Source organism: Ruegeria sp. SATB045 (assembly GCF_059613525.1).
This window is the reverse complement of the sequence record NZ_JBXWSR010000020.1, coordinates 173,261-187,592: the sequence shown is the minus strand read 5'-3', so window position 1 is coordinate 187,592 and position 14,332 is coordinate 173,261. Positions and strand designations below refer to the sequence as shown.

The following is a 14,332-nucleotide window of genomic DNA, read 5'->3' as shown; positions in this document are numbered from 1 at the left end:
GAAATTCCAACCCGCGTCGGCTTAGCGCGGGTCACTGCATATTCAATAACAATTTATCGATATATTCAGTGATCTTGTTGTGATTGGGCGCCGTACCCCTTGTCGATGCCACTGACGGCATTCCAACAAGGGAATCTGTTACCATGTTTCGCAAACTCGCTATTGCCGGTGTGTCCGGCGCTCTGATCGCATCGGCTGCATTCGCCGGAGCCAAGAAAGACATCGTGGACACTGCTGTCGGCGCGGGCAGCTTTGAAACTCTGGTCGCCGCCGTTCAAGCCGCCGAGCTGGTTGATACGCTGAAAGGCGATGGCCCGTTCACTGTCTTCGCCCCGACCGACGAAGCCTTCGCAGCACTACCCGAAGGTACTGTCGAAACGCTGTTGAAGCCCGAGAATAAAGATCAATTGATCGCCGTTCTGACCTATCATGTGGTACCGGGCAAGGTGATGTCGGGCGATCTGTCCGATGACATGACGGCTGCAACCGTTCAAGGCGGCGAAGTGACGATTGATCTGGACAATGGCGTGATGGTCAACGACGCGTCTGTCGTTCAGGCAGATATCGAAACAACGAATGGCGTTATCCACGTCATCGACAAAGTGATTCTGCCGGCCTCGTAAAACGGCCACAAGCGGCTCGGGGACACCCGAGCCGCATCTATCACTTCAGAACAGCCCCGGGGTTCATAATACCCTTTGGATCAAGCGCTGACTTGATAGCCCGCATGGCGGCCAGCTTGGCCGGATCCCCATACCTTTCAAGATCATCCGTTTTCAGGCGACCAACCCCATGCTCGGCGCTAACTGACCCGCCGAACTTATCCACCAGATCGTGGATAGCGCTTTTTATTTGTCCGCGCTGCGCATCATAGTCCGACCTTTGGCGCCCGGCCGGAGGGAAAACGTTGTAGTGAAGGTTCCCATCACCCAGATGGCCAAAGCAGTTGATACGGAACGGTCCAATCCGCGCAATTTCGTCCGGACCCTGCCGGATGAACTCGGGAATATCCGAAATCGGCACTGAAATATCATGACTAGAAACCGAGCCGATCAACCGGTTCGCCTCGGGAATGCGCTCGCGTACTGCCCATAAGTCCGCCCGCTGGGCCTCGCTTTGCGCGATCACGGCATCCATGACAAGGCCCCGTGTGTCCGCAGCAGCGTACAGCGTCTCTAGCGCTGTCTGAGGGTCCAATCCGCCGAACAAACCAACCTCGATCAGTACCGACCATTCGGGTGAAATCGCGAAAGGCTGGCGAACGTCCGGCAACACCTCGGACAAAAACTGCAACCCCAGCCTGTGGATCAGTTCGAACGTGCTGACACCATCGCCCAACTGATCCCGCGCCAGAGCCAGCAGATCTATGGCCGCCTCAGGCGACGTAACCTGTACCATCGCCGTTCCGACCCCGGCCGGACGCGGGGACAGCTTGAGAGACGCCGCCGTGATGATGCCCAACGTTCCCTCGGACCCGATCAGCAGATTGCGCAGATCATAGCCGGTATTGTCCTTGCGCAACCGGCTGAGCCCGTGCCAGACCTCACCATTCGGCAAGACCGCCTCAAGCCCCAGGCACAGATCGCGCGCATTGCCATAGCGCAGCACATTGACCCCGCCCGCATTGGTCGCAAGATTGCCGCCTATCCGGCACGATCCTTCTGCAGCCAAGGACAAAGGAAACAGGCGGTTGTTACTCTGGGCGGCGGCCTGCACATCAGCAAGGACAGCGCCTGCTTCGGCAATCAGGATATTCTCCGTCGGATGAACAGCGCGGATCGCGGTCATCCGCTCTAGCGATATCAAAAGGGGCGCAGGTCCGGCGGACATGACTTGTCCTCCAACCAGTCCAGTCCCGCCTCCATAGGGGACAACAGGCACCGACGCGGCAGAAGCCAGCTGCACCAGGGCCGCGACCTCTTCTGTTCTGCGTGGGGCCGTCAATAGGCCGACCTGCCCTGAAAACCTGCGACGCGGCTCCTCAGCATAGCGCGGTTCAGGCTTGCGCAAGACCTCGTCGCCAAGGGCGTCACGGACGGATTGGGCAAAGGCGTCATCAGCGGGATTCAAAGTCATAGGCTTTCCTTGCCCAAGTCCGGCAGACCCGACAAGCTTTATTCGATGTCAATCAGGTATTGAGGCTCCAAAACCACGACCGTTGGCCGGTCCGGAAGGGTGCGAAGCGAAACGACAAACTCAGAAACACCTTCCCGCTCGACTGGAAATTCGTCCCGGATATCGACGAGAAACCGATCCAACGAAAAGCCTGAAAACCAATGCATCGGAATAATGACCGAACTTTTCAACCGTTTCAGCACCTGCACCATCTCGGGCAAAGGCATGGTCGTCCCCCCATCCACGGCTGCCATGACCACATCCAACCGTCCCAAGGCCGCAAACTGCGCATCTGACGGGATATGGTGCAAATGCCCCAGATGCCCGATGCAGAGCCCTTCAATCTCAAAGACAAAAATCGAATTCCCACGCTCTTCGACCCCGCCATAGACAGATCGGATATCGGTCGAGACATTGCGCACCAGCATCTCACCCAGATCCAGATGATGCTCGATCCCTTGCCCGAACTCTCCCCAGCCTGGGAGCACATGGGGAATCGCCGGATCCGGGTTCGCGGTCCAATGGGTGCTGTGTGCATGGTTCATCGTGACCACATCCGGGATCAGGTCCGCACCGCCAATGAAACCCGTGAAGTCCGTAACCGCGTTCAGCCCCCCCTGCGTCTGGATCAGAAACGAAGCATGAGCGACATAGCTGATCCGGACCGAGAACTCAGGCACCGAATCCGTCCAAGCCGCCTTGTGAACATATTCAATGCCGGGCGCCGCATCGGCGATGGCAATACAATGGCTTGGCCGACGCTCCTGCGCCGCAGCCCCGCCCGAGATCAAAACCAATACCGCAACAACCCAGCGCATGAGGGGAGTGTAGCGCAGCGTGTGCGTATGTCACGCCTTCAGATTCATTATTGGGAAAAACAGCGGGTTAGCCTTGGCAGGCGATCAAATCACGATGCACTTGCGCAGTTTGAATGCACGAGAGACCTTCTCGGCCCGCAAGGCTTGTGCCAGCGGATCGCTGACGAAAAAAGCATCTTCTAGCTGAGTATCCATCCAGATGTCCGGCCCATCGAGTGCCGAAGCACTGATAGCTATGTCATTGTCTTGCATTGCTAACGGGGGTTCCCAGATGTCGTGATTTTCATGGGGTTTACGGATACGTGGTGATTGAAATGGCAGCACGGCCGTCTTCTGTGCTCCAAAGTACAAACAGAAGTATTCACCCTCAACCGGAGTGGTACGGTCATGCTGAAAGAGTTTGACAGGATAGAGTTTTCCCTCGCCCAGTTCGAACTGACGCAGAACAGCGGCACAATCAGAAGATACCGTCCAGAAACCTCCGGCCATGAACAGGTCGTGCTGCTTCTTTTCCTTTTTGTCTTTGTATTTCGCGTAAGCTTCTTTTGGGAAAAGTTCGTCTGGCTGAACTTCACCAAGTCTGTTTCGGTTCATCGCTTCGATAGCGCGCTTTCTGTCATTGAGGACGACGTCAGCTTCAAACCCTTTGATGCTCGAAACGCTCATCATCGCATAGCTGATCCAGATCATTGGCCTCTCGCCCCGTGCCATACCCCTAACCGGCGTCCGTCTTGCCCCGCCGGTCGGATCGCAGACAGGCATACAAAACATGCGTCCGCCATCGCCCGTTGATTTGCAAATAGGACTGCGCCACGCCCTCGTATTTGAACGCAGACCGCTCCAACAATCCCCGCGACGCTTTGTTCTCGGGCAGACACGCTGCTTCGATCCGGCTCAGGTCCAGCCGGGTAAAGGCGTGGTGAACAACCGCCCCGATCGCTTCCCGCATATACCCGTTGCGGGCATAGGCCTGACCGGTCCAGTACCCCAGTGTCCCAGCTTGTGCAGGGCCACGTCGGACATTGTCCAAAGTGATCGCGCCAACAAGGGTGTCATCTTCCCGGCGAAACAAAAACAGCGGGATCGCCGTGCCGCTGGCCACCGACCGCTGCGCCCAATAAACCCTGTTGGTAAAGGACTTGCGGCTCAGGTGATCCTTGGCCCAGATCGGCTCCCAGGGGGTCAGGTAGTCTTTCGAGGCCCGCCGCAGAGCCGCCCAATCGTTGAAATCCGAATGCACCGGCGGGCGCAGGCTGAGGCGCGCTGTTTCGAGTTTCAGCTTGCGTCGGCCCAGAAGCATCACGCCGCGCGCCTCTCCTGCAATTCCACCAAAGTGGGCGCGCCCGAGACCGGACCATAAAGCGCCAGCGCCGCCGGGGCCTGCACCGCCATGGTTTCGGCAAAGGCGCGCACGTCCTCGGTGCTGACCGCGTCAATCTTGGCGACCGTATCCTCGAGCGAGGGCACCCGGCCCCAAATCTGCACCAGCCGCGCCAGACGTTCGGCCCGGTTCGATGGGCTCTCCAACCCCATCAGCATCCCGGCCTTCATCTGGGCACGGGCGCGGGCGACTTCTTCCGGGCTCATATCCTCGGCAGCGCGCTTCATCTCGTCGATGGTGATCGTCGCCAGCTCACCCACCTGATCGGCCGAGGTTCCTGCGTAGATCGTCGTCGTGCCGGTATCCGCATAGGCCCCGGTCTGAGCGAAGATTGTATAGCAAAGCCCGCGGCTTTCGCGCACCTCTTGGAACAGGCGCGAGGACATGCCGCCGCCCAAAGCCGTGGAATAAATCTGCGCCGTATAGATCGCATCATCACGATAGCCTGGGCTTTCCAACGCCAGCGCGAAATGCGCCTGTTCTAGCGATTTTTCCTGCCGCGCTTCGCCACCGGTGAACTTCGCGGCCTCAACAATCAACCCTTTACGCGGTTGCAGATGACCGAACATCTCTTCGGCCATTTTCATCAGCGCATCATGATCCACTGCGCCAGCCGCAGATAGGATCATCTGCTCAGGGCCATAGTGTTCAGCCACGAAACCCGACAAGTCCTCGCGCGAAAATGCGCTGACCCGTTCGGACGGCCCCAGAATGGTACGGCCCAGAGGTTGGTCGTGATAGCTCTGCTCTTGCAGCCAATCGAAAATCACGTCGTCGGGCGTGTCATAAGCCTGACCGATCTCTTGCAGGATCACGCCGCGCTCGACCTCGATCTCGCGCGGGTCGAAGATGGGGTTCAGAACGATGTCGCCGATCACGTCCATCGCCAGCGCTACGTCATCTTTCAGAACGCGCGCATAATAGGCCGTCACCTCGCGCGAGGTGTAGGCGTTGATATAGCCGCCCACATCCTCGATCGCCTCGGCGATTTGGAGCGCAGACCGCCGCTCAGTTCCCTTGAACGCCATATGTTCAAGGAAATGCGCGATACCGTTCTGTTCGATCCGCTCATTCCGCGCACCTGCGGTCACCCAGATGCCGATGGCCGCCGATTGCAGCCCCGGCATGTTCTCACTGACGATCCGAAATCCGTTCTTCAGTTGGTCTTGTCTGACAGTCACTCGGCGATATGCCCTTTGATATGATCCTCGAGGGCACCCAGATCATTGGCAATCCGTGTCACCCGTTCCGGACGTTCATACAGATCAGACATGCGGGATGGAAGAGGCGGATGTTCCCCGCTTGCCTTCTCGACCGCTGCAGGGAATTTCGCAGGGTGGGCGGTGGCCAGAGTGATCATCGGCACGTCTGCCGCACGGTGATCCTCACCAACCTTGATCCCGATGGCCGAGTGCGGGCAGACCAGTTCAGCACTGTGGGCCAGCGTGTGTTTGATCGTCTCGAGCGTTTCATCCTCGGACACCCGGCCCGAGTCGAAGCTTTCGCGCAGCGCTTCCATCGCGCCCTGGCTGACGTTGAAGCCACCGCTTTTCAGCTCATCCATCAACTGCGCGACGGCGCTGCCATCCTCGCCATAGGCATAATACAGCGCGCGTTCAAAGTTCGAGCTGACCTGAATATCCATCGACGGGCTGATCGAGGGGATGGTGTCGCCCTTGAAATACCCCTCGCCCGACAGGCAGCGATGCAGAATATCGTTCTGGTTGGTCGCAACGACCAGACGGTCGATTGGCAGACCCATACGCTTGGCCAGATAGCCCGCGAAGATGTCGCCAAAATTGCCGGTCGGCACGGTAAAGCTGACCTTGCGGTGCGGCGCGCCCACACTGACAGCCGCCGAGAAGTAATAGACGATCTGAGCCAGCACCCGCGCAAAGTTGATCGAGTTCACACCGGCCAGTTTCACACCGTCACGGAAATCGAAATCGTTGAACATATCCTTAAGCGCAGCCTGGCAATCGTCGAAATCACCATCCACGGCGAGCGCATGCACATTGCTGTCCGCAGGCGTCGTCATCTGGCGGCGCTGCACCTCGGACACGCGGCCATGCGGAAACAGGATGAACACATCCACCGCGTCCAGTCCGCGAAACGCCTCAATGGCTGCGGAACCCGTGTCGCCACTGGTCGCGCCAACGATGGTCACACGATCATTGCGCCGCTTCAGGGCCACCTGGAAAAGCTGGCCGATCAGCTGCATGGCAAAGTCCTTGAAGGCCAGCGTGGGGCCGTGGAACAGTTCCAGCAGGAAGTGGTTCTCGTTCAGCTGCTTAATCGGCGCGCGGGCGTCATGGCCGAAACCTTCGTAAGCGCGGGCAACGATGTCCTTGAACTCCTGCTCGGTGAACGAGCCGCTGACATAGGGCCACATCACGCGGAACGCGATCTCTTCATAGGGCAGACCAGCCAAAGCGGCGATCTCATCATGGCTCATCACCGGGATCTCGGCGGGCAGGTACAAGCCGCCATCGCGGGCAAGGCCGGTCAGCATCGCCTCTTCAAAGGTCAGTTCCGGCGCTTGGCCACGGGTCGAGATATATTTCATTGCTCTTCACTCTGTGCAGGGGCGCGGTTGCGCCACAGGAAATAACCGGTCATTGCGGCCCAGACCAGAGCCAGACCAAACCATGTGATTGCATATTGTAGGTGATCGTTGGGGATGCCCGCCGTGTCCACCGGCAAAGGTGTGATGCCCGGGTCGGTTTCCGACCGGGCGATCAGCAGGATGGGTTCGGCCCCCAACGCGGCGGCCAGATTGGGCACGTCTCGCGCGAACCAGATGTTGTCGTCGATATCGGGTTCGGGCGTGTAGCTGTCGATCTCATCCGGCCAATGCAGGTTGCCGATCACTGTCATCGAACCGGCGAGACGCTCGGCCTGTTTTGCCGTGGTCGGTACAAAGCCGCGATCCACCAGAATGGTGCGGTCCTCAGTGCTGAAAGACTGGATGATCCGATAGCCCGCGCCAACCTGCTTGACCGAGACCAAAACGTGGATTTCCCCCGGCTCCATATCGCCCGAAATTGTCACGGGCAGGTATTTGTCGCCATCTTCCGATACGCTCTGGGGCAGGCTCACAGGTTCAGCCGCGATACGCGCGTCGATCTCGGCCAGAACACCTTCTTTCCAGGCCAGTCGCTGCACCTGCCAGAGGCCCAGCGAGATCAGCACACCGAGACCGGCAAAGCCAAAGATCAGCAGGAACAGAATGCGGCGCATAGTCAGGTGAAACCTTGTTACAGAAACCGGCGTCTTGTTAAGGGCGGAGCGGCCCCGATTGCAACCGCGCAATTGTATCGGGCGCAATCTTGCGCCCCTGACAGAGAAAAAGCCGCCCCAACGGGCGGCTTTTGCAATTTACCGATCTGAGCGGATCAGAACAGCGGGGCCTGACCCCAGATGTAGACGGCGAAGAACAGGAACAGCCAGACAACGTCGACGAAGTGCCAGTACCATGCAGCCGCCTCAAAACCCACATGTTTCTCAGGCGTGAAATCCCCGCGTAGAGCCCGGATCAGGCAGACCGTCAGGAAGATCGTTCCGATGATCACATGAGCACCATGAAAACCGGTTGCCATGAAGAAGTTCGAATAGAACTGGTCACCACCAAACTCCCAACCTTCATGGGCCAGCAGTTCGTAATATTCGTAGCCCTGCAGCGCAGTGAAGAGGATACCCAGAACGATACCGATGGCCAGACCGTTGATCAGCGCCTTGCGGTCGTTGTCGTGCACCAGCGCGTGGTGCGCCCATGTGATCGCGCAGCCCGACAGCAGCAGGACCAGAGTGTTGATCAGCGGCAGGTGAAACGGGTCAACTGCGTGAATATCGGGCTGGATGTACTCTGTTCCGGCATAGTCGTACATCGGGTACATGCGATGTTTGAAGAACGACCAGAACCAGGCAAAGAAGAACATCACCTCGGACATGACGAACAGGATGAAGCCATAGCGCAGGCCGATGCGCACCACCGGCGTGTGGTCGCCCGCGCGGCTTTCGGCCACGACCTCGGACCACCAGGCGAACATGGTGTAAAGAACGGCGACCAGACCCATCCAGAACATGAACGATGTGACGCCGTGCATCCAAAGGACAGCACCGAACAGCATCACAAAGCCACCAATGGCCCCTATCAGCGGCCATACCGACGGCGGCAGAATATGATAATCGTGGTTTTTAGCGTGTGCCATCAGCGTCCCTCACCTAAAGGCGTTAGTTCGTGTTTGTATTCAGCCTGCGCATCAAGGGCGGCATAGCCCTCGGGCAGGTCAATTTCGTAGAATGTATACGACAGAGTGATCGTATGCACATATTTCGCTTCCAGATCCTCGACCATGTCAGGGTCGACGAAAAAGCTTACCGGCATCTGAACCCGTTCGCCGGGTTGTAGTACCTGTTCTTCAAAGCAAAAACAGGCAATTTTCTGGAAATACCCACCCGCCGAATAAGGCGCGACATTGTACGATGCCTGCCCCGCGATCGGGCGGTCTGTCGGGTTGTACGCCTCGTAGAAAGCCAAGCCAGTCTCGCCGATGCGCACTTCCATTTCGCGTTCGACCGGTTTGAACTCCCACGCCATATCCTTGGCTTTTGACGCGTCAAAACGGACGGTGACAGTGCGGTCCAGAATATCCTCGGGCGCAGTTTCGGCCACGCCAGTCGTGCCGCCGAATCCGGTGACGCGGCAGAACCAATCGTAAAACGGCACAGCCGCCCAGGCGAGGCTGCCCATCAGCACCACGACGCCCACGGTCTGCGCAACCGTCTTTTGAGGACCGGACAGAGCCATCAGTTCTGCACCTCCTGCGGCGCCATGTTGAAATCCGTGCCCGAGACTTTCACGATCGTCAGGCCGAAAATGATCACAATGAACGCAGCCAGCGTCAGGCCCACGCCCAGATTGCGGCTAAAGCGGCGTTCGTGCAGTTCATGGCTTTTGCGCAAGCTCATGACCAACCTCCCAGCCCGTAGGGTTTCAGCAAAGCCTCAACCAGAATCGCGCCGAAATGCAGGAACAGATACAGCAGCGACAGTTTGAAAAAGCTCCGCTCGACCTTGAAGTTGTCCGCCTCGGAATCTTCCTCGGTCCGGCGCGAGATCTGCCACGCGCCGCGCAGGAACAGCGCGTTCATCACCACGGCGACGGTCAGATAGATCGGACCACCAATGCCCGAGAACGCGGTGCCCACGGCCAATGTGGCAAGCAGAGCCGTGTAGACCAGAATATGCCAGCGCGTCGCGCGGCGGCCATGGGTCACGGTCAGCATCGGCACGCCTGCATCGTCGTAGTCCGAGCGCATGAAGAGCGCCAATGCCCAGAAATGTGGCGGGGTCCACATGAAGGTCAGGGCGAACATCAACCAAGGCTCGATCGACATCGTCCCAGTGGCCGCGACCCAACCGATCACCGGAGGGAAGGCCCCTGCCGCACCGCCGATTACGATGTTCTGCGGCGTCGAGCGTTTCAGCCACATCGTGTAGACGACGACGTAAAAGAAGATGGTGAATGCCAGAAACGCACCGGCAAACCAGTTGGTCGCCAGCCCCAGCATGATCACCGACAGGCCCGACAGTGCCAGCCCCAACGACAGCGCCTCGCCTTCCTGCACTTTACCCGCCGGAATCGGTCGGCCCTTGGTGCGCTTCATCACCCGATCAATGTCCGCATCCCACCACATGTTCAGCGCGCCAGACGCGCCGCCGCCGATGGCGATGAACAGAATGGCACAGAACCCGACAAAAGGGTGCACCGGCACCGGCGCGGCCAGCAGACCCACCAAGGCCGTGAACACGACCAGTGACATCACGCGCGGCTTCAGCAGGGCGAAATAATCGCCAAAGCTGGCCTCATCCGCGTGCGCCGGGGCGGTCACTTGGCTGGCATTGATGCTTGCGTCGCTCATGTCGGGTCCTTCTGGGGCAGAAGCTGCGCGCTCCCCGCGCAGCCTGCGTGTTTCAACCTAGGCCGCGAAGGGCTTAGTTCGAGGCAACTTGGTACGAGACAGGCTGACCAGCATACTCTTCCAGAGCACCTTGCAGCCATTCCTCATAGGCTTCTTCGCTGACCACTTTGACGGTGATCGGCATATAGGCGTGATCCTTGCCACACAATTCGGAACACTGACCGAAATAGATGCCTTCTTTATCGGCCTGGAACCACAGTTCGGCCAAACGACCAGGCACACCGTCCTGCTTCACACCGAACGAGGGAATGGTCCACGAGTGAATCACGTCTGAGGCCGTAACCTGCATCACGATCACCTTGCCGACAGGGACGACAACAGCCGTATCGGTTGCCAGCAGCCACTCGTCATCGCTGTAACCCGCGTCAGCCAGTTTGGCGCGCATCGCATCATCCAGAACGAACGGCGTTACATCAGCATCAGCCGGGCGCGCACCTTCGTCCAGTGTCGCAGGATGGCCCAACAGATAGCTATCGAAGGCGAAGTCGTGATCGACATACTCATAGGTCCAGTACCACTGGTTACCCACGACCTTGATGACCACATCGCCTTCGGGAATTTCCTGTTGTTTGAACAGAACCGGCAATGAAAACGCACCGATGAAAACAAGAATCAGAATCGGGCCAAGCGTCCAGGCGATCTCGACCGGAGTGTAATGCGAAAACCGCGCCGGTGTCGGGTTGGCACGTTGATTGTAGCGCACGATGCAGTAAACCAGCAGGCCCGCAACAAAAATACAGATTGCGGTGATGATCACCAAAATCATCCCGTCCAGCCTTTGGATTCCTGTTGCCAAATCCGTCACAGCGGGCTGGAAGCCAACACCGCCTGCGACCGGTTTGCCAATAATCTCAAGCTCCTGAGCCATGGCGGGCAGGCTGGATAGGGCTGTCATAAAGCCCGAAAGCATCAAAGCATTCTTCATATTCTGTCCTGATCGTTTGATCTTTGCGTCCCTGGCGAAAAGGTGTGAATCAGTCGCACCTCTCCCGTTGTCTTTAGCCGCGTTAAAAACCATATTCCGGTGGGTAGATAAAGCAAAATGCTTGCGTCAAACAGACGCTATTTTTGATCTGGATCAAACCCGAAAGGTCCCAACCCATGCCCAACGACCCGTTTCGACCATTTGAAAGCGCTTTACCACACGACGAAGCGCTTGCGGTTTTGCGCTCTGCCACTGCCGGCGCCGAGGACGGAGAATTGTTTGTCGAACGCAGGAAATCCGAGTCGCTGATCTTTGACGACGGGCGTTTGAAAACGGCATCCTACGACGCCTCCGAAGGATTCGGCCTGCGCGCCGTGCAGGGTGAAGTGGCCGGTTACGCCCATTCGACTGATGTCTCGATTGGTGCGTTGAAACGGGCCGCGGAAACGGCTCGCCTGGCGGTTGGCGATGGCGGCGGCACCTTGGCGGATGCGCCTCGGGCCACCAACACGCGGCTTTATACGGACGAAGACCCGATCGAATCCGCCACCTTTCCGGTCAAGATCGAAACGTTGCGCGAGATCGATGCTTTTTCCCGTGATTTGGACACGCGGGTCGTACAGGTCAGCGCCACTATCGCCGCGTCAGTACAAGAAGTCGAGATTCTACGCCCCGACGGCCTGATCGTTCGGGACGTGCGCCCTATGACCCGTCTGAATGTCTCGGTCATCGTGGAACAGAACGGACGGCGCGAAAGCGGCTCGGCGGGCGGAGGAGGTCGCGTGGGCCTGGACGGTCTGATAGACCCCGCCGATTGGCAGGACAAGGCACGCGAAGCGCTGCGGATCGCATTGGTCAATCTGGACGCCGTCCCTGCCCCGGCAGGTGTAATGGAAGTCGCGCTCGGCCCTGGCTGGCCAGGCATCCTGTTGCACGAGGCGATCGGCCATGGACTAGAGGGCGACTTCAACCGCAAGGGCAGCTCGGCTTTTGCCGGGCTGATGGGGCAGCAGATCGCCTCAAAAGGGGTCACGGTTGTGGATGACGGCACGATTGTGGATCGGCGCGGCTCGATCTCGGTTGATGATGAGGGCACGCCCAGTTCGCGCACCGTCCTCATCGAGGACGGCGTCCTGACCGGCTACATGCAGGACCGCCAGAACGCGCGCCTGATGGGGGTTTCGCCAACCGGCAATGGCCGCCGCCAAAGCTATGCACATAAACCTATGCCACGTATGACCAACACTGTGATGCTGGGCGGAAATGCCGACCCCGCATCACTGGTGGCCGAAATCAAAGACGGAATCTGGGCCGTTGGTTTTGGTGGCGGTCAGGTCGACATCACCAATGGCAAATTCGTGTTTTCCTGCACCGAGGCGTATCGGGTGGAAAACGGCAAAATCGGAGCGCCGGTAAAGGGCGCAACCCTGATCGGGGATGGACCATCCGCGCTGAACCGCATTCGAGGGTTGGGCAATGATATGGAATTGGACCCCGGCATGGGAACGTGCGGCAAAGACGGTCAGTGGGTGCCTGTAGGCGTTGGACAGCCGACTGTCTTAATGGATGGGCTAACCGTCGGCGGATCAGCGGCATAGGTCAGAATCAAAACGGTTTTCTCGGGGTGCAGGGTTAACACGGCGCCCCGATGACTGCTTATTGGCTCCAGAAACACTTCGGTTTATCGCGCAGCGCCTCGAAATTTTTCCCCTTATTTTCATAACACTATAGTATCTTCACGACTCAATTCGAAAAAATATTGGGAAAATTTGAAGCGATTCAGAAGCTGTTAACTCCTGCAGTCGTAAACCAGTTCTGCAGTCAGGCGAAGCAACGGATGACCGAAGAGCAGCTTTCTTCCTATCACCCCACACTCCCACCCACCACGGAAGAGGATCGGTTTTCCTGGCTTCGTCTGTTGCGCTCTCGCAAGGTTGGTCCGGCGACGTTTCGTCGGCTGCTGCGGGAACATGGCTCAGCGCAGAATGCGCTGGCCGCGCTGCCCGAAATGGCACGCGCCGCCGGTATTGAAGGGTATGAAACGTGCCCGCCCGGCGTGATTGAGGCGGAACTCAAGGCCGCAAAAGCTGCCAAAGCGCAACTTTTGTGCCTTGGGTCCGCCGATTTTCCTGACGCTTTGAACGATCTCAATGATGCCCCGCCAATGCTGTGGTCCATCGGCGACGTGTCGATATTACACCGCCCTACGGTGGCGATGGTTGGCGCGCGCAATTGCTCGTCACTCGGCGCGCGGATGGCGCGAGGGCTGGCGACGGATCTGGGCAAAAAGGGACATGTCATCGTCTCGGGCCTTGCACGCGGGATCGACACCACGGCGCATATGGCCGCTTTGGATACAGGTACTGTTGCTGTAATGGCCGGTGGCGTCGATGTGATCTATCCCGCCGAGAATACTGATCTCGCCCATAAAATCGCCGAATCCGGGTTGCGTGTATCGGAGCAGCCCATGGGCGTGACACCGCAAGCCCGGCATTTTCCGCGCCGCAACCGGATCATCTCGGGTCTGGCCCAAGCGGTTGTGGTGGTCGAAGCTGCCGCAAAATCCGGCAGCCTGATCACCGCGCGCGACGCGCTGGATCAGGGGCGCGAGGTTCTGGCCGTCCCCGGCCACCCGTTTGATGCCCGCGCGGGCGGTTGCAACCTGTTGATCCGCGATGGCGCAACTTTGGTGCGATCGGCCGAGGATGTGATCGAATCCTTGCCGAAACGCGATCTTCTTACTGCCGACCGACCCAAAGAATCGCCTGTTCAATCGACAACCCCCACGACGGTTGCAGCGTTGCACGAGGCGATTTTAGCATGCCTTGGCCCCTCGCCCATAGCCGAAGATCAACTTATCCGCGATATCGCGGCGACGGCGGGCGAGATCGGGCCCGCGCTTGTCGATCTGGAGTTGGATGGGCGGATACAAAGACAGCCCGGCGGGTTGTTGTCCCTCTCGACCTGACCTGCCGGACGCACCGTTATTCTGTGCGTATCAATTTGAAATTCCCGCCAAATTCCTGTGCCTAAAGGAACGCATTGACAATTCGCTCTTGCCCTCCACATTTTGCACCATCATAGAAGGCGCATAATCCGTCGAGCGAGG

At 58.5% G+C, this 14,332-nt stretch carries 15 protein-coding genes; 3 read left to right on the top strand and 12 right to left on the bottom strand.

Annotation, left to right across the window (positions count from 1 at the left end):
- Positions 1–143 precede the first annotated feature (143 nt).
- The gene (locus AC2FNR_RS08425; protein ID WP_170354958.1) at positions 144–623 is read left to right on the top strand and encodes a fasciclin domain-containing protein; all 480 of its coding nucleotides are present in this window, start codon (positions 144–146) and stop codon (positions 621–623) included.
- Between the two features lie 40 nt (positions 624–663).
- On the opposite strand, the gene AC2FNR_RS08420 is transcribed toward AC2FNR_RS08425, so the two are convergent.
- The 12 genes from AC2FNR_RS08420 to coxB form a co-directional block, all read right to left on the bottom strand.
- Entirely contained in the window at positions 664–2,076 is a 1,413-nt protein-coding gene (locus tag AC2FNR_RS08420) for an FAD-binding oxidoreductase (RefSeq protein WP_496848710.1), read from the bottom strand.
- A 38-nt stretch (positions 2,077–2,114) separates the two neighbouring features.
- Positions 2,115–2,933 carry an MBL fold metallo-hydrolase gene (locus AC2FNR_RS08415; protein ID WP_496848709.1) on the bottom strand — a complete coding sequence of 273 codons (819 nt, stop codon included), beginning with the start codon at positions 2,931–2,933 and terminating at the stop codon, positions 2,115–2,117.
- Positions 2,934–3,017: 84 nt separating this feature from the next.
- A complete protein-coding gene (locus AC2FNR_RS08410) occupies positions 3,018–3,623 on the bottom strand; it encodes a hypothetical protein (RefSeq protein ID WP_496848708.1) in 606 nt (201 codons plus the stop codon).
- 25 nt (positions 3,624–3,648) lie between these two features.
- Positions 3,649–4,233, bottom strand: coding sequence for a GNAT family N-acetyltransferase (locus AC2FNR_RS08405; RefSeq protein WP_496849121.1), 585 nt, complete (start codon positions 4,231–4,233; stop codon positions 3,649–3,651).
- Positions 4,233–5,495: a M16 family metallopeptidase gene (locus AC2FNR_RS08400; protein ID WP_496848707.1), complete on the bottom strand. Its 1,263-nt coding sequence runs from the start codon at positions 5,493–5,495 to the stop codon at positions 4,233–4,235. Before AC2FNR_RS08400 ends, AC2FNR_RS08405 begins: the two co-directional genes overlap by 1 nt.
- A complete protein-coding gene (gene thrC / locus AC2FNR_RS08395) occupies positions 5,492–6,880 on the bottom strand; it encodes a threonine synthase (protein WP_496848705.1) in 1,389 nt (462 codons plus the stop codon). Before thrC ends, AC2FNR_RS08400 begins: the two co-directional genes overlap by 4 nt.
- Positions 6,877–7,554 carry an SURF1 family protein gene (locus AC2FNR_RS08390; protein ID WP_496848704.1) on the bottom strand — a complete coding sequence of 226 codons (678 nt, stop codon included), beginning with the start codon at positions 7,552–7,554 and terminating at the stop codon, positions 6,877–6,879. Before AC2FNR_RS08390 ends, thrC begins: the two co-directional genes overlap by 4 nt.
- 155 nt (positions 7,555–7,709) lie before the next feature.
- Complete coding sequence (locus AC2FNR_RS08385; RefSeq protein ID WP_170354950.1) at positions 7,710–8,525, bottom strand: cytochrome c oxidase subunit 3; 816 nt, start codon at positions 8,523–8,525, stop codon at positions 7,710–7,712.
- Positions 8,525–9,124: a cytochrome c oxidase assembly protein gene (locus AC2FNR_RS08380; protein ID WP_496848703.1), complete on the bottom strand. Its 600-nt coding sequence runs from the start codon at positions 9,122–9,124 to the stop codon at positions 8,525–8,527. Before AC2FNR_RS08380 ends, AC2FNR_RS08385 begins: the two co-directional genes overlap by 1 nt.
- Positions 9,124–9,285: a cytochrome c oxidase system small membrane protein gene (locus tag AC2FNR_RS08375; protein ID WP_209194069.1), complete on the bottom strand. Its 162-nt coding sequence runs from the start codon at positions 9,283–9,285 to the stop codon at positions 9,124–9,126. Before AC2FNR_RS08375 ends, AC2FNR_RS08380 begins: the two co-directional genes overlap by 1 nt.
- On the bottom strand, positions 9,282–10,238 hold the full coding sequence (gene cyoE, locus AC2FNR_RS08370; protein ID WP_170354947.1) for a heme o synthase: 957 nt from the start codon (positions 10,236–10,238) through the stop codon (positions 9,282–9,284). The genes AC2FNR_RS08375 and cyoE overlap by 4 nt, the downstream gene beginning before the upstream one ends.
- A 73-nt stretch (positions 10,239–10,311) precedes the next feature.
- A complete protein-coding gene (gene coxB / locus AC2FNR_RS08365) occupies positions 10,312–11,223 on the bottom strand; it encodes a cytochrome c oxidase subunit II (protein WP_170354946.1) in 912 nt (303 codons plus the stop codon).
- Between the two features lie 176 nt (positions 11,224–11,399).
- Here coxB and tldD point away from each other — a divergent pair, with 176 nt between their 5' ends.
- Both tldD and dprA read left to right on the top strand, forming a co-directional pair.
- Positions 11,400–12,821, top strand: coding sequence for a metalloprotease TldD (gene tldD, locus AC2FNR_RS08360; RefSeq protein WP_480866166.1), 1,422 nt, complete (start codon positions 11,400–11,402; stop codon positions 12,819–12,821).
- 239 nt (positions 12,822–13,060) lie between these two features.
- Positions 13,061–14,191 carry a DNA-processing protein DprA gene (gene dprA / locus AC2FNR_RS08355; protein WP_496848702.1) on the top strand — a complete coding sequence of 377 codons (1,131 nt, stop codon included), beginning with the start codon at positions 13,061–13,063 and terminating at the stop codon, positions 14,189–14,191.
- The last annotated feature ends 141 nt before the right edge of the window (positions 14,192–14,332 follow it).

Bases quoted from the DNA above. Each gene is read 5' to 3' on its own strand.
- AC2FNR_RS08385 (WP_170354950.1), bottom strand. From the start codon at position 8,525: ATGGCACACGCTAAAAACCACGATTATCATATTCTGCCGCCGTCGGTA.
- AC2FNR_RS08390 (WP_496848704.1), bottom strand. From the start codon at position 7,554: ATGCGCCGCATTCTGTTCCTGCTGATCTTTGGCTTTGCCGGTCTCGGT.
- AC2FNR_RS08420 (WP_496848710.1), bottom strand. From the start codon at position 2,076: ATGACTTTGAATCCCGCTGATGACGCCTTTGCCCAATCCGTCCGTGAC.
- AC2FNR_RS08380 (WP_496848703.1), bottom strand. From the start codon at position 9,124: ATGGCTCTGTCCGGTCCTCAAAAGACGGTTGCGCAGACCGTGGGCGTC.
- thrC (WP_496848705.1), bottom strand. From the start codon at position 6,880: ATGAAATATATCTCGACCCGTGGCCAAGCGCCGGAACTGACCTTTGAA.
- AC2FNR_RS08415 (WP_496848709.1), bottom strand. From the start codon at position 2,933: ATGCGCTGGGTTGTTGCGGTATTGGTTTTGATCTCGGGCGGGGCTGCG.
- AC2FNR_RS08375 (WP_209194069.1), bottom strand. From the start codon at position 9,285: ATGAGCTTGCGCAAAAGCCATGAACTGCACGAACGCCGCTTTAGCCGC.
- AC2FNR_RS08405 (WP_496849121.1), bottom strand. From the start codon at position 4,233: ATGCTTCTGGGCCGACGCAAGCTGAAACTCGAAACAGCGCGCCTCAGC.
- AC2FNR_RS08425 (WP_170354958.1), top strand. From the start codon at position 144: ATGTTTCGCAAACTCGCTATTGCCGGTGTGTCCGGCGCTCTGATCGCA.
- tldD (WP_480866166.1), top strand. From the start codon at position 11,400: ATGCCCAACGACCCGTTTCGACCATTTGAAAGCGCTTTACCACACGAC.
- AC2FNR_RS08410 (WP_496848708.1), bottom strand. From the start codon at position 3,623: ATGATCTGGATCAGCTATGCGATGATGAGCGTTTCGAGCATCAAAGGG.
- dprA (WP_496848702.1), top strand. From the start codon at position 13,061: ATGACCGAAGAGCAGCTTTCTTCCTATCACCCCACACTCCCACCCACC.
- cyoE (WP_170354947.1), bottom strand. From the start codon at position 10,238: ATGAGCGACGCAAGCATCAATGCCAGCCAAGTGACCGCCCCGGCGCAC.
- coxB (WP_170354946.1), bottom strand. From the start codon at position 11,223: ATGAAGAATGCTTTGATGCTTTCGGGCTTTATGACAGCCCTATCCAGC.